Raw genomic sequence first — 20260 nt, 5'->3', positions numbered from 1 at the left:
CAACCTTTATTGGGGGAGATCAGCTTTTTTCCGCGCCAATGCCGGGCCGGCGTCGATCGGGTCCAATCCGCCGAGCGCCTGCGCCAGCCGGGCTTTGCCGATCTGCCAGTTATAGCGGGCCTGGACATGCTGCAAGCGGGCATTGGCGAGATCGGCCTCGGCGTTCAGAAGTTCCACGATATTACCCGCTCCGGCCTTGTAACGGCCCAAGGCCACTCTTTCCGATTGAATGGCGCTGGCCAGCAAATCGTCCGTGCTGGCCAGCGTTTCCCGTGTGGTTTCCAAATCGAAATAAGCGCGCCACACGTCCAGGGCGATCGATTGGTCCAACTGGTCCCGGCTGGCTTCCTGGACCGTCACCTGTTCCTCGGCGCTGCGAATCTGATAGGTATTGGCGAAGCCGGTGAACAGCGGCACGCTGAGTTGCAGGCCCACCGACCAGCTTTGGAAGCTTTGCGAAATGCTGGAGTCGCTGTAGGCGTAATTGCTCACCAGCGACAGCGTTGGCAGGCTGGCCGAGCGAGCCGATTTGACGTTCGCCTCGGCGGCGCGGACCTGGGCTTCGGCGGCGGCCAGGTCCGGGCGCAGTATCTTGGCTTCTTCGATCAAGGCTTGCACGTCGCGTTCCCGTTCGGCGTCCGGCTCGATGAAGGCGGGCGGTTCGACGTTCAGCGAGGCATCGGGCTTGAGTCCCATGGCATTGGCCAGGACGCCTAAGGCGTTCTGCGCATCGCCGACCGCTTTTTGGCGGTTGAGCTTGGCTTGCGCGTAGGCGGTTTTGGCTTGCAGCTTGTCGGCGAGCGCCGCCGCGCCGACTTCGTAGCGAAACGACGCGGCCTTGAACGCTTCCTCGCTGGAGCGTTCGGAAGCCTCGGCGGCCTCCAGCGCCGAGCGGGTCGCGAATAACTGGTAATACGCTTGCACCGCCGTGAACAGCACGGTTTGCAGGGTCGCGGCGTGGCTCCAGTTGGCGGCGTCCAGCGCCGCGCGCGCGTTTTCCACCCGCGCGGCCCGGCCGCCGAAATCGAACAGCAGATAATTGAGGCTCAGCGTGGGCGTGATCCGGGTCTGTTCTCCCCGCCCGAAACTGCCGCCGCCGAGGCCTTGGCCGACGTTGAAGCCCTGGCCGACGTTGAATCCTTGAAGCTGGTTCTGACGATTGCTTCCGGAGCTGGTCTCGCCGTGCGAGATCGTGGTGTTCAGGTTGACGGTCGGGAGGTAGGCGGCTTCCGCCACGCCGAGCTGGGCCGCCTGAACCCGCGCGTTGGCCCAGGCTTGCCGGGTCTGCGGATTGTGGCAAAGCGCCTGATCGATGATGTCGGGCAAGGCCCAGGCCTGGCCGGCGCGGGACGCGTCCGGGCAAGGCTCGCCCGGACCCGGCTTGCGGACCGATCGGGCCACGCTGGACGCCACGCCTTTTTGAGTGCCGAAGGGGTCGTCCAGAAACGGCGGATTTTCTTCCGCCGCCGGCAAGCCGGCCGCGGCGATCATGCCGGCCGCCAATGCGCATCGCGGCCCGATGAGCGGACGCATTCTCGTGCTCATGAATTCAGCGTTCGGTTTTTTCGAGCAAAAGCCGGCGTCCCTCCGCCGACAATTCGGGTGCGGCCGTCAAGATCACCGTGTGCAGGGTGGTTTGCAACGCGATCATGGCACGGTCGCTCCGCGTCAAGACGGCTTCCAGGAAATCCCGGTCGAACGGCTCGGCTTGCAGCGATCGTCTCACCTCGTCGCGGGAAGCGCGCACCGCCTCGATACGGGAGGCCAGTTCCGGCCGCCGCGCGTCCAGGGCGCTGCGGAAAGTCGATGCGTCGCGCTCCGGCAGGCGCGACGTGAACCGCGCCTCGAAGGATTCCACCGACAACCAGGGGCGCCGGTGATGGTGTTTGTAGGCGCCGACTCCCAGCCAGGCCGACAGAAACACGTTGAGGAGGAGCGAGCCGAGAAGAATCCAGGCGGTGGTCCGGGGCGGCAGGCGGAAAGGTTTCATCGTTCGCCGAAATCTTCTTGTATGGGGCTTAGCGCCGCCGTATTGAGCCAGTCCTCGGGCGCCGCGCCGCCGGTCCCGCTGCCGTACCAGCCCAAAAGGCAGCCCATGACCAGGGCGAAACCGAAGGTGGCCACGCCCGGCCAATACGAAGCGAAAGGCCAAACGGCGATATCGGGGGACGCGGGGACGGAAGCGGGGCGTTGCGGCAATCCGAGGGTCTGTCGACAGATGCGCTGCGCCAGATGATCGGAAGGCGCTTCGACGCGCCAGAGGTCGAGCCTGCGGTCCAGGCGCTCGGCCTCGGCGCGTTCGGCCCGGCAGCCGGGAGATCCGGCCAGCCGGCGCAAAATTCCGTAAGGTTTCTTCGGCCAGCGCCGGGTATCGGCTCCGAAGGCTTGGAAACGGCGTCTTAGGCGGGTCAGTAGCATCGGATTCCTTTCTAATCGTGAGATTGGGTCAAGGGAGCCAGACGTTCGCGCAACGCGCGCCGCGCCCGGACCAACAAGGCTTCCAGGGCGCCCACCGAGATATCGAGGATTTCGGCGGCTTCGGCATTGCTGAAGCCTTCGTAATAACACAAGGCCAGGGCGGTTCTCTGGCGCACCGGCAGTTCGGCGACGGCCAGGGCGACCTGCTCGGTTTGCTGTTGCCGGAACAGCTCGGATTCCAGATTGCATTCGGCTTCGATCGGGGGTTCGTCGTCGCCCCAAGGTTCGTAGCGGTCCCCGCGGCGGCGGTCGATGCAGAGATTGACGACGATTCGTCCCAGCCAGACCGCGAAAGAGCCCTTCCGCGGCGACCAGGACGCGGCGTTCACCCAAACCCGGAGAAACGCCTCCTGGGTTATTTCCTCGGCCTCCGCCGCCGGTCCGCCGATCCGTTGCGCCAGCGCATACATCCGGGGCGTATGGCGCCGGACCAGCAACGAAAAGGCTTCGTGATCGCCTTGAACGACGCGGCTCATCAGGATTTCGTCGTCGATGGCGGGGGTATCGCCCGTCTGCGCCATCCGCGGGGGCTGAAATCCGGCGCCGGATTTTATCGTTAGGCAGGACAAATCGCTCACGAACGACCGCCGTTCAAGGCTTCGCCGGTTCGATCGGATGCGCGTGCGATTGCGCGGCTAAGGCATTTTCGTCTCGCGTCGAGGGCATTCCGCACGGAGCGCGCGCCGCGCAGGGACGATTCAAGTCGCCCCTGCACCCGATTGGAAAGCGCTCTGGAGCTTTTGGGATGTGCATCGGAAAGGGATCTGTGCCAAGGGTTTCGTGAAAGGTTTTTTATCCTGAATCCGGCCGTTGGAAACAACCTGAAAAGGCCTAAGCCATCATCCCCGGTCCTTCTCCCGAGCCCCTCGCCCTCCGGGAGAGAGCTTGGGGAGAGGGCCTGCGGCGGCCGACGTGGCATGGCGGTCATTTCTTTTAGGTTTATACCCATATACGCCGGAGCGGGGAAAAACCTACGCTCGTTTCGGAATTTTTGTTTGCGGACGGCGGCCGGTCAGAAGAACTTCTCGTATAGCGACAGGATGATTTCCAGCACGATGAGAATGACGATGTACCACTCTACCCGCAGCGTCTGGCGGTTGTTGACCAGATCCAGATAGGTTTCGGCGGTGCGGGAGATCAGTTCCAGCTTGCGCGACAGCGCCAGGTCCCGGTCGCGCAGCTCGTACTCGTAGGCCAGCCGTTCGTAGAGCCGGTCGAGTTCGATGTCTTCCCAGGCGATTTCCGGCTTTTCGGTGACTTCGACGCGGCCTACGGTCCGGGTCAGAATCAACAGGACGTTGCCGATCTCGTTGAGGATTTCCTTTTTATCCCGGGCCGGGCCGAGTCCCCGGCTCAGGCGTTCGGCCAGCCGCTCGACGCGGTCGAACACTTCGCCGACGCTGCGCTCGTAATAGCCGAGCACGCAACTTTTCGCCAGCACGTGGGCGACTACTTGCATCCGCCCCCCGCTCGCTTCGCTCAGGCTCAACCGCCCGTCGAGATCGAAGCGCTCGGGCCGGCCGGGATCGATAACGATATCCACCTCGTCCGATTCGGGTTGCGCGAAGGCATTGTGGACCGACGGCGCCAGTCGTTCGAGGATTTCGGCTTCCTCGGATCGGGCGAGGCCGATGAGAACGACGACGCCGAAACGGAAGATGAGGCTGTAACCCTTCGGACCCACCAGCATGGTCAGTGGCCCCACGGTGAGCCGGCCGCCGCGCTCCAGATCCCGGATATCGATGCGGGTTCCCAGAAACCAGGCCCGCGCGCGCAAGGTTTCGGCGGGTCCGCTCGTTTTTTGGGTGTCCTCCGTTTGCACCGCGCAGTCCCTGAGAGCGATTTACCGGGTCTTCGGCGTAGTATGCGGGCGAGCGAACTTTTCGGCGACCTGCCTGTAGTAGCGGTCGTGCAGCGCCAGGTTGCCGCCGCGCATCTCGCCCAGCCGCTGCACGAGGAGGTGCAGCCGGTTCAAACTCTCCCGGTATTGCGCCGATGAATCGTCGCACAAGTCGAGCAGGCGGCCGACGTCTTCGATTTCCCGCCGCAAGCGGACTTCCTCGGGAACATGGCCGGCATTCTTGAGCACCCGGTACGCCATGCGTAGATCGGCGGGCACCAGGGCCAGGTCTTCTTCGTCGGGAATGGGTTTGCCCGCGCCGGGCAAATTCTGCAAGTCGCCGCGCTCGATGGCGGCGCGGATTTTTTCTTCCGCAATTCGATCGAGAAACGCGAGCGTGCTCATGGATCGGTGGAGATCGTCAGTGGCTTCTTTCGTGAATTTCCCGATGCAGCGACTTATATTCCTCCGAGAGTTTGTGTTCGGGCGCGTAATGAATCAGCGGCTTGGATTCGCTATGGGATTCGCGCACCTTCACCGAGGGCGAGAGCTTGGTTTGCAAGACCGGGTGGCCTTCCGAGATCAACTGATTGACCAGTTGCTGCGGCAGATTGGCGCGGCCCTGGAACTGATTGACGATGATGCCTTCGATTTCCAGGGCATCGTTGTGATCCGCCTTGATCTCGCCGATGACCGCCAGCAGGTTGTACAGGGCTTCCCGCGAAAAGGCGTCGCAATCGAAGGGGATCAGGCAGTGCCGGGCGGCGATCAAGGCCGAGCGGCTGTAGAAATTGAGCACCGGTGGCGTGTCGATGTAGATGCGCTCGAACTCGCCGAGAGCGTCCAGCGCCTCGCGCAGCTTGTAGATCTTGTAGCGGGATTCGAGCCGGCTTTGCAGCGGTTCCAGCTCGGGGTGCGAGGGCACCACGTACAGATTCGGAAACGGCGTTTCGTGTATGGCCCCTTCCAGTCCGGTGTTCGGGGTTTTGCCGAACAGATTCAGGCTCAGGGTTTCCTTGAAGAAATGCGCGATGCTGGCGTCCGGGTCGGTCACCTTGCGACCGAGCAGATAATGGGTGGAATTACCCTGGATATCGAGGTCGATAACCAAGGTTTTCTTGCCTTCGGCGGCGCTGATGGCGGCGAGGTTGCAGGTAATCGTGGACTTACCGACGCCTCCCTTTTGATTGAATATGACCCGGCGCATAAAAACTCTCTCAAAGCGAATGGGGAAAAAGCAATCGGGAAAGTATAAAGAACAACCGCATCCGATAGCTAGGGAAGCTCCGAACAAATCCGGAACCGTACGCTCGAGTGTAGCGAGGCGGCGTCGAAATACAAAAATGGGGCGCTTGGATTCCGGCCCGCGATGGGCACGCTGCGCTTTACTCGCCCCACGCGTGGGGCTCGTCCTCCGGGCCAGGCTTCGCCTGTTCAAATTTGCTCCCGGCGAGCCGTGCCCATCCTGTGGCGCTACAGATTGGCAGCCTCCAGCGGCGTTTCCGATTTCGTGTTGCCGTCGAACGTCCTGAGGCGCTTCGGTTGCAGGTAGACTCTTTCGCCTTGGCACAAGCCCTTGCGGCTGAATTGGTCCCGCGTCAATTCGGCTTCCACGGTGCCGCGGCCGTCGCTGCGTTCCAGTTCGATGCGCACGGTGGCTCCCAGGGGGCGGATGTCGCTGATCCGGGCGGCGATGGTGCCGGTGCCGCCGTCGCGCAGGATCTCGATTTCATGCGGCCGCACGTAAAAGGTCGCGGATTCCGGATGATCGGAGCCGCCGGCGAGATCCGCTTCGGTTTCGCCGATTCGGGCATGGCCATCGTGAACGCGGCCGTGGAACAGGTTGACGTCGCCCAAAAACCGGTAGACGAAGGGCGTTTCCGGATGGTCGTACACCTCGTCGGGCGTTCCGATCTGCTCGACCCGGCCTTCGTTCAGCACCACCACCCGGTCCGCCACTTCCAGGGCTTCTTCCTGATCGTGGGTCACGAACACGCTGGTGACGTGCAGTTCGTCGTGCAAGCGCCGCAGCCAGCGGCGCAGGTCTTTCCGAACCTTGGCGTCGAGCGCGCCGAACGGCTCGTCGAGGAGCAGCACCTTGGGTTCGACCGCCAGGGCGCGGGCCAGAGCGATGCGCTGGCGCTGGCCGCCCGACAGTTGTCCGGGATAGCGGTCCGCCAACCAGTCCAGTTGCACCAGATTCAACAAGTCGCGCACCTTGCGCCGAATCTCGCTTTCCGCGGGGCGCCGATTTCTCGGCCGGACCCGGAGGCCGAAGGCGATGTTCTCGAACACCGTCATGTGCCGGAATAGCGCGTAATGCTGGAACACGAAGCCGACTTGCCGGTCCCGTACGTGGCGATGGGTCGCGTCTTCGCCGTGAAACAGGATCGAACCGGAGTCGGGCGCTTCGAGCCCCGCGATGATGCGCAGCAGGGTCGTCTTGCCGCAGCCGGAAGGGCCCAGCAGCGCCACCAGTTCGCCGCCGCCGATGTCGAGGTTGATGTTCTTCAAAGCCCTGAACCGGCCGAAGGATTTTTCGATGTTTTTGATTTCGATGCTCATATCGGGTCGTTCCTATAAAGGTAAATCCTGATCGACCGCCTGTTCTTTGATGCGCCATTCCAGAAAGCTTTTGGCCGCGAGCGTCGCCAGGGCCAGTAGCGCCAGGACGGAAGCCACCGCGAACGCCGCGGCGCTGTTGTATTCGTTGTACAGAATCTCCACGTGCAGCGGGATGGTGTTGGTCAGCCCCCGGATGTGGCCGGACACCACCGAGACCGCGCCGAATTCGCCCATGGCGCGCGCGTTGCAGAGGATCACGCCGTACAGCAGGCCCCATTTCACGTTGGGCAGGGTGACGCGCCAGAAGGTCTGCCAGCCCGAAGCACCTAGGACGATCGCGGCTTCCTCTTCCTCGGTGCCCTGCGCCTGCATGAGCGGAACGAGTTCGCGGGCGACGAACGGGAAGGTGACGAAAATCGTGGCCAGGACGATGCCGGGCACGGCGAAGATCAGCTTGATGTCGTGGACTTGCAGCCACGGACCGAGCCAGCCCTGGAGACCGAACAACAGCACGTAGATCAGCCCCGACACCACCGGGGAGACCGAGAACGGCAAGTCGATCAGGGTCGTCAGCAGGCTTTTCCCCGGAAATTCAAACTTGGCGATGGCCCAGGCGGCGGCGATGCCGAACACCAGATTCAACGGCACGGCGATGGCCGCCGCCAGGACCGTCAGCCCAACCGCGGAAAGCGCATTGGGGTCGATCAGCGCGGCGCCATAGGCGGCCCAACCTTTGCCGAGCGCTTGGCTGAACACCACGGCCAGCGGCAAAAACAAAAAGGCGATCAGAAAAATCAGGGCCGAGGCGATCAGCAGCCAGCGGACCGGCGCCGGCTCGCGATTGGCGCGGGCGCGGACCGCCGTTGAGGGGAGGGCGATCGAAGACATGCGAAGATTCCTCGTAAAGATCAGACGCGGCGTTGCCGGCGCTGAAGCCCGTTGATGGCGAGCAGCAGGCCGAACGATACGATCAGCATGGACACGGCCAGGGCCGTGGCGCCGGCGTAGTCGTACTGTTCCAGCTTGGTGACGATCAGCAGCGGCGTGATTTCCGAAACCATCGGAATGTTGCCGGCGATGAAAATGACCGAACCGTACTCCCCGACGGCGCGGGCGAAGGCCAGGGCAAATCCGGTCGAGAGCGCCGGCAACAGCGCCGGCAGGATGACTTTCCGAAAGATCTGCCAGCGATTGGCTCCGAGGCTGGCCGCCGCCTCTTCCAGTTCGGTCTCGAAGTCCTCCAGGATCGGCTGAACCGTGCGGACGACGAACGGCAGGCCGATGAAGGTCAGCGCGATCACCGTGCCGATCGGCGTATACGCGATCTTGATGCCGAGAGGGGCGACGAGCTGTCCGATCCAGCCCTTGCTCGAATAAAGCGTCGCCAGCGCGATGCCGGCCACGGCGGTCGGCAAGGCGAACGGCAAGTCCACGAAGGCGTCCACGAGCTTCTTGCCGAAGAAGTCGTAGCGGACCAGCACCCAGGCCACCAGCAGCCCGAACAGCGCATCGATCGATGCTCCGGCCAGGGCTGCGCCGAAGGTCAGCTTGTAGGATGCCAGGACGCGCGGCGCCGTAATGACGGCCCAGAATCCGTCCCAGCCCAGGCTGGCGCTTTTCAGAAAGGTTGCCGAAAGGGGAACCAGCACGATGAGACTCAGGTACAGTAGCGTGAACCCCATCGTTATCGAAAAACCGGGCAGGACGCCGTGTCTTTTCAGCATTGCCGAACGAACCTCGCGAGATATTGTTTCCCCGCACGATAACAACAACGGCATATTCTTAAAAAGAATAAAATGATTGTTGCTTATGAATATATGTTATTAGATGGCGAGGGAATCCCCGATCGAGGCTGATGCGCCGCAATCGGCGAGCACCCGTTTCTCTCTGCGGGCGGCGCCCCACTCGTAGTGGCTTCCCTTGACCCAATCGGCCCGTACCAGACTTGCCAGATCGGCATCGGCGTCGCTGTCGACGCCTTCGACCAATAACTGGGTGTCCAGGCGGCGAATGGCCGACAGCAGGGAAGAACGTCGCCGATAATTTTCTGCATCGCGCGTCGGCCTCGGAAAAAATCGGATGTCGAGCCGCACGACATCGGGCGTGAAGCGGTAGAGAAATTCGATGCAATAGCGTTCGAGGACGATTTCGCCCAAGCGGTCGTCGAATTTGACCGCCGTCGAGTAGCCGCGGTCGCGGTAATTTCTCAGCCGTTCGAGCAGAAGAACCAGATGGCGGCCGTAGACCGGGCTTATCGGCAGCGTGATGACGACGCGCCGGGGAGAGAGCCCGCAGCGCCGGATGATCTCTTCGAAATAGGCGCCGTGATCCCGTTTCACCGCCAGAACATGGCGCGGATGCACATGCAGGAACAGGTGCCCGTCCTCATGGGCGACCGGCAGGTAATTGAGCATGTGGACGGTGCGGGTCAAACGGTCGAGGTTCACGATATCGGGAGCTTCGTCCGGGGCCGGACCATAAAACGGCGAATTCGCATCGTTCGGCGTATCCGGCGCGAACGAGGACGCATCGTGGCCGATCACGAGCGCCGGAGATTCGGCCAGGCGCACCGGCTGGAGAATGCTGCCGAAACGCAGGTTTCCGAAATTCCCTTCGACCCGCGTACCGTTCAGCCGGAGCGGCGGCCGGCTCAATCCTTGTTCTTCGGTGAAGCGCTGGTTGAAATACTCGACGAGTCGTTGCAGTGGCATAGGACGTCTCCTTGATCGAAAGTGGCCGGTGGAAAGGCAGACGATCCCGGCCTGCCAGCGGGTTTGGGGCGGTTTCGTTTTCACATGGCGGGTTAACTGCCTGAAAACCTCAACCAGGTCGTATGTTAAGTGGGAGGGGCGACTCAAGCCGCCCCTACACCGCCCCTGCGTTCGTAATGAAAACGCTCTAACGTCCCGCTCCGTAAAGCTGATCGAACACGCCGCCGTCCGAGAAATGGGTCTTTTGGGCCTTGTTCCAGTCGCCGAAAACGTCCGAAATCCTGAACAGTTCGAGCTTCTGGAATTGATTGCCGTATTTGGCCAGGATCTCGGGATCGCTGGGCCGGTAGAAATGTTTCCCGGCGAGATCCTGGCCCTCCTTGCCGTAGAGGTATTCCAGATAGGCCGTCGCCAGTTTTTCAGTGCCGTGCCGCTTGGCCACCTTGTCCACCACCGTGACCGGCGGTTCGGCCAGAATGCTGAGAGAAGGCGTGACCAGTTCGAATTTCTGCCGGCCGTGTTCGGTGCTGCTGGATTGGCTGTATTCCTTGAGGATCAAATGGGCTTCGTTCTCCCAGGTGATCAGCACGTCGCCGATTTCCCGCTCGGCGAAGGTGACGGTGGAGCCGCGCGCTCCGGTATCCAATACGGCTGCGTTTTTATAGATCTTTTGCACCAGATCCTTGGCGGTCGCTTCGCTTCCCAGTTTTTTCAACCCGTAGCCCCAGGCGGCGAGATAGATCCAGCGGGCGCCGCCGGAGGTTTTCGGATTGGGCGTGACCACCGAAACCCCGGGCTTGGCGAGGTCGATCCAGTCTTTGATGCCCTTGGGATTTCCCTCGCGCACCAGGAACACCATAGTGGAGGTGTAGGGGGCGCTGTTGTTCGGCAGGCGAGACTGCCAGTTTTCCGGAATCAGCTTGGCTTTTTGATACAACTGGTCGACGTCGTAGGCCAGGGCCAGAGTCACCACGTCCGCGTCCAGCCCGTCGATCACCGCGCGCGCCTGCTTGCCGCCGCCGCCGTGGGATTGCTTGACGGTTACCGTGTCGCCCGTTTTTTCTTTCCAATACCGGGCGAAGGCCGCGTTGTACTCTTCGTAGAATTCCCGGGTGGGATCGTAAGAGACGTTGAGCAGGCCGACATCAGCGGCCTCGGCCGCGACCGAAGCGGCCAGCGCCGCGCCGAGCAGCGATGCGCTCAGCGTGTTCGTAATATTTTTCAATTTCATGAATTAACTCCTTAGGTCGAGAGACAGGGGAAAATAGTCAGAACACCAACTGGAACCGCGTTGCGAACACTTTTTCCGTGGGGCGGTCCCTCCCGCCGGCAGCGCCGCCGTCGAAATACGTCTGTTCGTAATCGGCCATGAGCCGTGCGTTTCGGGTCAGGAACCAGTTCACGCCCAGCGCCCAGGCGGTCGCCTTGCTGACCGATCTGGACGGATTGGCGTACACGAAGGTGTCGTCGTCGATGTCCAATTCGCTCCAGCGCGCCGCCACTTGCCATGCGCCCCACTGGCCGTTGAACGGATTGAAGGCCTGGCGGGGTTTTACGCTTTGAAACGTATTGTCCTCGCCGGTGATTACATAGGACGCCTGAACCTGCCAGGCGGTGTTGTCCTGTTGAATCCGCCCGGCTCGGCCATTCCGGTTCCCCAGCAACTGCTGCGACGACAGGACATACTCGCCCATTAGTCCGTAAGGCCCGTAATACCAATACGCCTGCGGATAGACGCGATAATGATCGCCGTCGGCGACGAGCGAACTGGTGCCGGTCGAGAGCTGGCCATAATCCAGGATCCTGTTCTGTCCGACCGCGCTGTTTATGTTGACCGGCGCCGCCTTCTTCGGCATTCCCCAACTGCCCGATAGGCCGATTCCGAGTCCTTCGAGCGCGGCGATGCCGCTATGCTGAAGCGGATGAGCCCAGAGGCGGCCGACGAACTCCTTGTCGTCGTCGGTGTCCGTGTCGCTGGAGCCGTTGTCGCCCGCGCCGTCGAAAACGCCGAGCTGATAGCTGAAGAAATTCTTGAAATCCACCGGCCCGCCATACTCGACCTGATAACCGGGCTTGGCGAATTCGCCGTGGAGCATCACGCCAATGTCGCGGTTGGTCGCCAGGTAAGTGGGGTAGGCGCGTTCCAGGAACGTACCGTCGGTATCGCCTTGCAGCCGTTCCAGGCTGATCGGGGCTTTCTGTTTGCCGAAGTTGAGGCTGGCGAAAGAAAAGTAATGAGCGTCGATCCACGCGTCCGCCAGAACGGTTTTTCCGTTGCCGAAATCGGGCATGAGCTTGAAGTCCAGATACTTCCAAAGCGTGCCCTCCAGCCAGAGACGGGCCTGCTTGAGCTCGAACCTGTCCGGCAGATATCCGGTGTCGAGGCCGGCGGGCGTCCGGTTGTCATCCATGAAGAATTTGTAGTCGGCTTGTATCGAACCCCTAAGGCGCACGACATGCTCGTTATCGGACGAAACGAATCGGACGCCATTGGATCCCGCTTCGAGCTTCGGGGCTTTCTTGGCGCTTTCTATGGCGATTTCATCGGCGACCTCGAGTTTGCGTTCCAGGATTTTCACCTTCTTGTCCAGCGCCTTGACGTCCGGTTCGGGGGCCGCCGATGCGTCGGCGGATTTCTTCGAACGCAGCTTTTGATTTTCCGCTTCCGAGGCTTCCAACCGTCTCTCGAGTTCCAGGATGTGGCGCTCCAGCCGTTCGAAACGCTGCTCGGCGGTCATGGCCGAAGCTTCGGGTACGAATCCCAGCCAAGCGCCGCCCACCCCGGCCGCCCACAATAAAGACCATCGGTTTTGCATGATAGTGATCCTTTGTCATCACATTCAGGCCGTTCCGGTGATCCGGTCAGCGTGCCGAGTCGTATTTTTCTTATCGAGCCTCCGGTGGACCGGTGGGTTGATCTTGACGATCCGAAAACAGGATTCGGGCTGCGGTTTTCAGGCGGGGTATCCGCCTCATTCCGCGGGAGCGGCGGGACAGGATACGTTGAGGCGAAGCTTTTCCTTGCGTTCGATCTGGACGATGCGTCCGTCGTGCACGATGATCTCGACCGCGCCGAACTTGAGACCTTGCAATGCCTCCAGGATCTTTTGGGCGGTCAGCGATGCCGGCGAATCCTGATAGTGAAGCGAACGGTTATTGGATGTCATAGTGCAAGCCTGGGCTGTTTTTCCGGTCTCGAGTCTTCATTCCTGCGGTTCCGCATTCCCTTTTTCCGGGGCGAAAGCCTTTGAATCGTCGGTGGAGGCATATTAGCAACGATGTTTGATGATAAAAAAGAATAAAAAATAAGTTATTTATAACTTATAGATATAAAAATGCGCGATTCGCGCGCCCGCCGCAGGGCCCCGGTATTACGCTCGGCAAACCGGGGCGCGATCCGGCGGATCGACGAAGCGCGGCGCTTCCGGCTATTTTTTCTGCCGATCCTTTATGTCGGCGCCCTGTTCCATGAGCTCTTGGATATGTTCCGGCATGATGCCCGAATCGCGCGGGGACATCCGGATCTGAAGAAGCTTGAGGTGCTCCAGCTTGAGGCGCTCGCGCTCCTCGTCGGTCTTGGCGTCCCGAATCCGATGCATCAAGTCGTGCATCTTCAGCAGATACTCTTGTGTTTCTTTCAGGCGCCGTATCTCTTGCTCCCCGCCTTGTATTTCGGCGGGCGCCGGAGGGCTTTTTCGCTCTTCCGCCGGGGCGGGGAGGTTCAAGAGGCTCCAGCCCAGAAAAACGGCCAGCGCTTTTCCCGTCTGTTTCATGGCCGCGCTCCTTGTGTTCGGTTTGTCGGCACGTTTCGTAACGCGTTTCTGATTAGACGGCGGCGCAACGGCTCGATTCGATCCTGGGGGATTTTGCAAAGCTTTTCGGGAAGATATCCGGGGAATGGCTCGATAGGCTTTATGGCAGATCGAATCATCGCCGCTCGGGTACTGGCATAATAGGCGCCCGGCCGCCGCGCGCGAAAGCGGCTGGCTTTTGGGACAGCCCTGCCGGATTTCATCGATCGGTCATAAAACCAATAAAACATCTACATTGATGACGAAAGATAAATCCGACTCGATCGGGTTGCCCCGCAACCCGCACGCACGTTCATGATGGCTCGGCTCCCGGCGCGCGCCGAATATTCCGGCTCCCTGGTTCTGTGCGTTCTCGCGGTCGTCAATTACCTGCTGTTTTACGTCATCCATATCACTCTGGCGCGAAACCTTTCGGTTCGGGATTTCGACGATTTCAGCGTAGCGCTGTCCGCCGTTACGATCTTATCCACCGTGGCCACTCTCGGACTGGACAAATATGCCTTGCGCTGCATTCCGGTTTACAGAGAAAGGGGAGACTGGACGCGCGTCTCGGGATTCTGGAAATTCTCCCTGAGCACGATCGTGTTGTTCAGCTTGCTTCTGGCGGTTTTTGCGGGACTGATCCTGGAAGGCGGCCGGGGTGTCGATTCTCACGCCGCCATCGCCGTTTTGGCGTTGTTTCTGCCCGTCATCGCACCTGCGCTGTTTTTGGTCGAGGTGGTTACGGCAAACGGCGGGCAAATCGAGGCCGTCGTGATTTATCGCTTGCTTTTGCCGGCCAGCTTTCTTTTTTTCATCTATCTGATTTTTCTGTTCGACCTGCCGATGACAGCGGCCGGCGTCGCCTGCGGTTACGGCTTGGCCTGGCTGTGGACTCTGAGCGCGATACACCAGTTGGCCCGGCTCACGATGCCGGAAGATGCGTGGCGGACCAGGCCGGCCTTTCTGAAAACCAAGTGGGTGCGGCGGGCAGTGCCGCTGCTGCTGAACAGTTGGATGCTGAGCGTGATGGCCGGATCGGGCGTGATCGTTTTGGAACTGCTCTATCCGTCCGATGCCATCGTCGGCACTTATGCCGTCGCCGCGCAGACCGGCACCTTCATCGTTCTGCTGGCCAACACGGTAAACCGGTTTTATCTGCCGCTGACGTCGATGTTCATGGAGCGCTCGGACGCCTTGTCCCTGCGTCGTCTGATGCGGCACCGACTGATGGTGGTGGGTGGGTTGGCGACGGCCTTTCTGACCGTCGTCGTGACGCTCGGGCAGACCATCCTCGGCTGGTTCGGTCCCCACTTCGACGACGGCTACGAAGCGCTTTGCATGCTTGCGGCGGGCGCCTCGATCAATGCGCTGTTCTCCGACTCGCCGTACTATCTGCAATTCATGAAGCGGAGCCGCAGCGTATTCGTTTCCACCTGTTATGCGGTGGCCATCAATCTGACGATCGGCTTCTATCTGTCTGACCGGTTCGGCGCGCTCGGCGCGGCTTGCGGCTACTCCTTGTCGATGGGCTTTCTGTTCATTCGCTTGCGCTATCAGGCGCATCGGCACCTGAAAACTGTCGGATAGGCTTTTTGGAGCGAATTTTGCTTCATGGACTAGAATACGCCGCCTAAAGACCGGTTTTTACTGGAACGGGGGCCTGGAGATAGAATCGAAGGAATCCTTGATTGGTGCTTTTGAGCCATGGTAGTCGAACCGTGAAACCATTTTCCTATCGTTATGCCCAACTGCGGGGCTGGGCGTTGCTCGGTCTTCTTCTGCTGGTATTCGTCCTGCTCGGCGGCATGATTTGGCGCAATCTGGAGCGGTTTGAAACCATACGCGCCGATGTCGGCTACGCTCATCGCATTCAAGAAGTCGCGTTCGAATTGCAGAACGTGCTGATGGGTTACTTCACGACCGGGGCGAATCGCCGCTTGGACGGGCGTCAACTCTCCGAGCTTTCCGCGCGGCTGGTCGAGCTGGCGCGCCACGATTACCACGTCGCGGCCGACACGCCCAATAAGCTGACCGAGGTCAGCCGGTCGATCATCGACCTCGCCGGCGAGCGTTTGGCCCCGGAGCGCCAGGAAGCGCTTTTGCTGCACGCGCTGAACATTACCAGCGCGATGCTGGACGAGGAGACCCTGGAACGGGAACGCCTGGTGGAGCTTATCGGACATGCGACCCGAACCGAAATCGCTCTGGCATTCGCGACATTGGGGGCGGTTCTACTGTTCGGCGGGCTGTTCTTCCGCCGACAGATCCTGGCTCCGCTGCACGATCTCAAGGAACTGCTTCTGCGCCTCGCCCGCGAAGATTTCACGCCCATCGAAACCACTCAGATCGACCCGCTTTTGCTCCCGGTATTCGTCAGCTATAACGACATGGTCAAGCTTCTGGCGGAACTCGAGGAAGCGCGGCGGCATTATGCGGAATCGCTCGAAGCCGAAGTGCGCGCAGCCACCCGGGCGTTGCTGGAGCAGCAGGCCAGTCTGGCGCGCACCGAACGTCTGGCGGCGGTCGGGGAATTGGCCGCCGGCATCGCCCACGAGCTGCGCAATCCCCTGGCGGGCATCCAATTGACTTGCGCCAATCTCCGCGACGAGATCGATAATCCGGAGCAATCCGAACGGGTCGATTTGATCATCGCCGAGCTGAAACGAATGGGACGGCTCCTCAACGAGTTGCTCGATCACGGCAGGCATACGCCGGCGCCCGTCGGCGTATGCAACGTCAGCATCGTGATCCGCGAACTGGTGGCGCTGACCCGTTACCAGATCCAGCCCGATATCCGGCTCGGCTGGACCGCTTCGAGCGACCTGGCGTGCCGTCTGCCCGAATGCCGTTTGCGGCAGACGCTGCTCAATCTGATCCTGAACTCGGCGCAGGCCATCGGAGAGCACGGCGGCGCGATCGAAATTCGCGCCGAGCGGGACGATGATCATATCCGTCTCACGGTGACCGACAGCGGGCCGGGATTTTCCGCCGAGCTTCTCCAAAACGGCATTCGCCCCTTCGCGACCGGGCGGGCCGGCGGTACCGGGCTCGGTCTTGCCATGATTCAGCGTTTCACGCGCGATATGGGCGGGCAGCTGGATCTTTCGAATATCGAGCCTCACGGGGCTCGGGTGAGTTTAACGCTTCCATGCCAATGGATTTGAGGTTGCCGTGCTGAATACCTTGCTGATCATCGAAGATGAAGCCTTGTTCGGTTCCGAGCTGAGCCGCCACTATCGCAAAGCGGGATGGGAGGTGGAGTGGGTCAAGAATCTCAGGGATGCGAAAAAGCTGCTGCTGGAGCAGGGCTTCGAGCCTTTGCTGATCCTGTCCGACATGAGTCTGCCGGACGGCAACGCGCTGGATTTCATGGAATCGCTTCGGGGACAGATCGCCAACACGGAATGGCTGCTGCTCACGGGGTACGGAAGCGTGCCGGATTCGGTGCGGGCCTTGCGATTGGGCGCCTACGACTTCCTGGAAAAACCGTGCGAGATGTCGCGGCTGGATTTGGTGATCTCGAGCGCCGCTCGCGGCGCCCATGCCCAAAAGCGTCTGGCGCAACAAGCCCGCCAGGGCCACCGCCGCTATTCGCCGGAAGCCTACGTCGGCAAAAGCCAGGCGGCCCAGCGGGTGCGCGAGATGTTGACGCGGTTGACCCAGGTGCCGTTCAGCGCCTTGATCATCGGCGGCGAAACCGGCACCGGCAAGGGCCTCGCGGCCCGCATCCTGCACTACGGCGGAAAGCGGGGAGAAAACCCGCTGATCGAGCTCAACTGCGCGGCGCTGCCGCGGGAACTCCTGGAGTCCGAACTGTTCGGGCACGAAGCCGGCGCGTTCACGGGAGCCATTGCGCGGCACCGGGGATTGATCGAGCAGGCCGAAGGCGGCACCTTGTTCCTCGACGAAATCGGCGAGATGGCTCCGGACCTCCAGTCCAAGCTCCTCAAGGCCATCGAAGATCGGAAGATCCGCCGGCTGGGTTCGGAAAAGGAGATTTCGGTCGATGTGCAGATCCTGGCCGCCAGCCACAGGGATCTGGAAGAGATGGTCAAGAACGGCGAATTCCGGGGCGATCTTTACCACCGCTTGAGCGTGTTCAAGCTGACGCTGCCGCCGCTCAGGGACATCAAGGAAGATTTGGAAGATTTGGTCGGACTTTTCGTGGCCGAGTTCAACGCCAAGGCCGGCAAGCACGTCAAGGTGGTGCCGGAAGCGGCCTGGGCGGAATTGCGCGCGCACGACTGGCCCGGCAACGTGCGGGAACTGCGGAACGTCATCGAGCGTTGCGTGCTGTTCGCCGAGGGGCCGCTGCTGCCTGCCGAATGGTTGCAATTGCGCCGGCACGACGCCAAGCGGGCGCCGGGCGGCGGCGCGGCATCCGCGGACGGATTGTTCATCCCGCTCGACGGGAGCATGGCTTTGGACGACATGGACTGCTATATCATTCGAACCACCTTGGAGCGCCACGACGGCAACGTCACCGCCGCCGCCCGCGCGCTCGGCACGACCCGCGAGACGTTGCGCTATCGCATCCGGAAGTACGGTCTGAAAGAGTCGAACTGATCCGCCGAGCTGTCGCACATCCTGCCCGCCATTATCCGACCGCCAAATGGAATCGCCCCCGACGAGTTCTTCGATATTGCCCTGGCCGAGCGGAACGCCGAAACCGAGCCGCAACGGGGCATCGGCTCGCCCGAGCCCGAATGCAAACTGGCGGCGTAACTCAAGAACAAGGAAACCCGAATCGTCAACTTTTCCCCGGCCCTTATCGGAAAAGAGAAAAGGCATTCCTCAAAAAGCATCCAGACCTCCGGGAACGCTACTTCAAAACCCTGTTGCTGCGGGAGCGGATCTCCACCGACGCTACCTGGCACCGGGAATTATGAACCGGCATGGTTCAAATGCACCGGTTCGGGTGGTGGTTTTGGACCGATCCCGGCTCGGTTGAATCTCGAGGCCGTCGTTCAGGAAGCTCCGATTAAGTCTCCAATGCGGCGGAGCGGCCTGGGCAACCGATCGATCCAACAGCCCCTCACCCCACTCTTTCCCAATGGGATAGGGCTTTTTCAGGGCTTCCTTCACTCAATCAGCTAAATCGAATGTCGTGCTTGGCGCGGAAGTTGCTCTGCGGGCCGGTTAATGCAACTTCGCGAGTGCGACTATGGCTTCAATCCAATCTTCCACCGGCGCGCCGAGGACCGGCGTTCCGGGGCTTTTGGACCATTGGCGATCGGATCTGCTATCCGGTTTTCTGGTGTTTCTGATCGCTTTGCCTTTATGTCTCGGCATCGCCATGGCCTCCGGGTTTCCGCCGATGGCCGGGATCGTCACCGCCGTGATCGGCGGCGTGCTGGTATCGCGCATCAGCGGTTCCTACGTCACCATCAACGGCCCCGCCGCGGGGCTCATCGTGGTGATTCTCTCGGCGGTGCAGTCCCTGGGGCAGGGCGACGCCCTGGCGGGCTACCGCTATACCCTCGCCGCCATCGTGGTGGCGAGCGTTTTGCAAATCCTGATGGGGTTTTTTAAGGCCGGGAAGCTCAACGCCTATTTTCCGGCCTCGGTGGTGCACGGCATGCTGGCCGCCATCGGCATCATCATCATGGTGAAGCAGTTCAACGTGATGCTGGGAGTGAAGCCGAAGAGCCCGGAGCTTATCGGCACGATTCTGGAAATTCCCCAAAGCGTCATGGCTTTGAATCCGGAAATCGCCTGCATCGGTTTCGTCGGCCTTGCCATCCTGATGATCTGGTCCCTGGTCAAGAACCGTTATCTGAAAATGATTCCGGCCCCCCTGATCGTGGTGGGGGCCGGCATGGCGCTGGAGCGGTATTTCGATCTGGATCACGAGCATGCCTACATGTTTCTGTCGGACAGCCCGATTCTTCCGGGCCACGAATTTACCGTCGGCCCGAAGTTTCTGGTGGCGATTCCGGAAGATGTGCGGGACAGCTTCTATTTCCCGGATTTCGGCAAAGTGGCCACGGCCGAGTTCTGGGGGGCGGCGATTTCCATTGGTCTGGTCGGCAGTCTCGAATCGCTGTTGAGCGCCGCCGCGGTGGACAAGCTTGATCCTTACAAGCGCCATTCGGATCTGAATCGCGATCTCACCGCGGTGGGCGTGGGCAATCTTTTGGCGAGCGCCGTCGGGGGGCTTCCCATGATCGCCGAGATCGTCCGTTCCTCGGCCAACGTCCATAACGGGGCCAAGACCGCCTGGGCCAATTTCTTCCACGGCCTGCTCCTGGGGCTGTTCGTGCTGTTCTTCCCCAACGTCATTCACGAGATCCCGCTGGCCTCGCTGGCCGCGTTGCTGGTCTACACGGGATTCCGCCTGGCCTCGCCCAAGGAATTCGTCAAGACCATGGACATCGGCCGGGAGCAGTTGGCCCTTTTCTGCATCACGATCGTGGGCGTCCTGGCCACCGATCTGCTGATAGGCGTCTTCATCGGCATCGTGGCCAAGCTGGCGATCCATGTCCTTCGCGGCGTGGATCTCAGGAATCTGATCACGATCAACTACACGCTCGCGCAAACTTCGCCCGGCGTTCATCACATCCGCATCGACGGATCGGCGATTTTCTCCAATTTCATCGGGCTGAAAAGCGAGTTGTCCGCTTTGCCCGAGGGGCAAACGGTGATTTTCGACCTGTCGAACGCCTATCTCATCGACCACACGGTGATGGGGTTCATCGATCGCTTCCGCCGCGACTATATCGAGCGGGGTGGCCGCTGCGACCTCCGCGGTCTCGAAAACCATCGGCCCTATTCGGATCATCCGCTCGCCGCGCGCAGGCGGAAAACGGTCGCCGGAGAGCATGCTTCTCGGCGGCTTGGCCTCAAAACCGTCAGGCACGGTTGAATCCCGA

Annotated in this window: 20 protein-coding genes; 5 read left to right on the top strand and 15 right to left on the bottom strand. The window is 61.2% G+C overall.

Translation table 11 applies throughout. The features are described 5' to 3' along the window. Window positions 1-6 precede the first annotated feature (6 nt). The 15 genes from ACWJKU_RS12400 to ACWJKU_RS12330 form a co-directional block, all read right to left on the bottom strand. Window positions 7-1545 (bottom strand): TolC family protein, encoded by a 1539-nt coding sequence (locus tag ACWJKU_RS12400; RefSeq protein WP_454142612.1) that lies wholly within the window; start codon window positions 1543-1545, stop codon window positions 7-9. A gap of 4 nt (window positions 1546-1549) precedes the next feature. After that, window positions 1550-1990 carry a periplasmic heavy metal sensor gene (locus ACWJKU_RS12395; protein WP_454142611.1) on the bottom strand — a complete coding sequence of 147 codons (441 nt, stop codon included), beginning with the start codon at window positions 1988-1990 and terminating at the stop codon, window positions 1550-1552. Continuing rightward, window positions 1987-2418, bottom strand: a complete 432-nt coding sequence (locus ACWJKU_RS12390) for a hypothetical protein (RefSeq protein ID WP_454142610.1) — start codon at window positions 2416-2418, stop codon at window positions 1987-1989. The genes ACWJKU_RS12395 and ACWJKU_RS12390 overlap by 4 nt, the downstream gene beginning before the upstream one ends. An 11-nt stretch (window positions 2419-2429) precedes the next feature. After that, the gene (locus ACWJKU_RS12385; RefSeq protein ID WP_454142609.1) at window positions 2430-2999 is read right to left on the bottom strand and encodes an RNA polymerase sigma factor; all 570 of its coding nucleotides are present in this window, start codon (window positions 2997-2999) and stop codon (window positions 2430-2432) included. 491 nt (window positions 3000-3490) lie between these two features. Further along, window positions 3491-4300, bottom strand: a complete 810-nt coding sequence (locus ACWJKU_RS12380) for an RMD1 family protein (RefSeq protein ID WP_454142608.1) — start codon at window positions 4298-4300, stop codon at window positions 3491-3493. Between the two features lie 21 nt (window positions 4301-4321). Next, complete coding sequence (locus tag ACWJKU_RS12375) at window positions 4322-4723, bottom strand: DnaJ family domain-containing protein (RefSeq protein WP_454142607.1); 402 nt, start codon at window positions 4721-4723, stop codon at window positions 4322-4324. Between the two features lie 16 nt (window positions 4724-4739). Further along, window positions 4740-5525: a ParA family protein gene (locus ACWJKU_RS12370; RefSeq protein WP_454142606.1), complete on the bottom strand. Its 786-nt coding sequence runs from the start codon at window positions 5523-5525 to the stop codon at window positions 4740-4742. Window positions 5526-5791: 266 nt separating this feature from the next. Then, window positions 5792-6883 carry a sulfate/molybdate ABC transporter ATP-binding protein gene (locus tag ACWJKU_RS12365; RefSeq protein ID WP_454142605.1) on the bottom strand — a complete coding sequence of 364 codons (1092 nt, stop codon included), beginning with the start codon at window positions 6881-6883 and terminating at the stop codon, window positions 5792-5794. Between the two features lie 12 nt (window positions 6884-6895). After that, window positions 6896-7771 (bottom strand): sulfate ABC transporter permease subunit CysW, encoded by an 876-nt coding sequence (gene cysW, locus ACWJKU_RS12360; protein ID WP_454142604.1) that lies wholly within the window; start codon window positions 7769-7771, stop codon window positions 6896-6898. Between the two features lie 20 nt (window positions 7772-7791). Next, window positions 7792-8604, bottom strand: a complete 813-nt coding sequence (cysT, locus tag ACWJKU_RS12355) for a sulfate ABC transporter permease subunit CysT (protein ID WP_454148131.1) — start codon at window positions 8602-8604, stop codon at window positions 7792-7794. Window positions 8605-8706: 102 nt separating this feature from the next. Then, the gene (locus ACWJKU_RS12350) at window positions 8707-9594 is read right to left on the bottom strand and encodes an EAL domain-containing protein (RefSeq protein ID WP_454142603.1); all 888 of its coding nucleotides are present in this window, start codon (window positions 9592-9594) and stop codon (window positions 8707-8709) included. A gap of 187 nt (window positions 9595-9781) precedes the next feature. Next, entirely contained in the window at window positions 9782-10825 is a 1044-nt protein-coding gene (locus tag ACWJKU_RS12345; RefSeq protein ID WP_454142602.1) for a sulfate ABC transporter substrate-binding protein, read from the bottom strand. 37 nt (window positions 10826-10862) lie between these two features. Then, a complete protein-coding gene (locus ACWJKU_RS12340) occupies window positions 10863-12410 on the bottom strand; it encodes a porin (RefSeq protein ID WP_454142601.1) in 1548 nt (515 codons plus the stop codon). A gap of 156 nt (window positions 12411-12566) precedes the next feature. Beyond that, window positions 12567-12761: a YezD family protein gene (locus ACWJKU_RS12335; protein ID WP_454142600.1), complete on the bottom strand. Its 195-nt coding sequence runs from the start codon at window positions 12759-12761 to the stop codon at window positions 12567-12569. 261 nt (window positions 12762-13022) lie between these two features. Continuing rightward, complete coding sequence (locus ACWJKU_RS12330; protein WP_454142599.1) at window positions 13023-13367, bottom strand: hypothetical protein; 345 nt, start codon at window positions 13365-13367, stop codon at window positions 13023-13025. A 333-nt stretch (window positions 13368-13700) separates the two neighbouring features. Between ACWJKU_RS12330 and ACWJKU_RS12325 the strand changes: the two genes are divergently transcribed. The 5 genes from ACWJKU_RS12325 (at window position 13701) to ACWJKU_RS12305 (ending at window position 20253) form a co-directional block, all read left to right on the top strand. Continuing rightward, a complete protein-coding gene (locus ACWJKU_RS12325) occupies window positions 13701-14975 on the top strand; it encodes a lipopolysaccharide biosynthesis protein (RefSeq protein ID WP_454142598.1) in 1275 nt (424 codons plus the stop codon). Between the two features lie 131 nt (window positions 14976-15106). Beyond that, entirely contained in the window at window positions 15107-16552 is a 1446-nt protein-coding gene (locus ACWJKU_RS12320; protein ID WP_454142597.1) for a sensor histidine kinase, read from the top strand. 7 nt (window positions 16553-16559) lie between these two features. Next, window positions 16560-17954 carry a sigma-54-dependent transcriptional regulator gene (locus tag ACWJKU_RS12315; RefSeq protein WP_454142596.1) on the top strand — a complete coding sequence of 465 codons (1395 nt, stop codon included), beginning with the start codon at window positions 16560-16562 and terminating at the stop codon, window positions 17952-17954. 140 nt (window positions 17955-18094) lie between these two features. Further along, the gene (locus ACWJKU_RS12310; protein ID WP_454142595.1) at window positions 18095-18277 is read left to right on the top strand and encodes a hypothetical protein; all 183 of its coding nucleotides are present in this window, start codon (window positions 18095-18097) and stop codon (window positions 18275-18277) included. Between the two features lie 275 nt (window positions 18278-18552). Then, a complete protein-coding gene (locus ACWJKU_RS12305) occupies window positions 18553-20253 on the top strand; it encodes a SulP family inorganic anion transporter (protein WP_454142594.1) in 1701 nt (566 codons plus the stop codon). The last annotated feature ends 7 nt before the right edge of the window (window positions 20254-20260 follow it).

The sequence above is a fragment of the Methylocaldum sp. MU1018 genome, from assembly GCF_053646775.1.
This window is presented reverse-complemented; position numbering and strand designations above follow the sequence as displayed.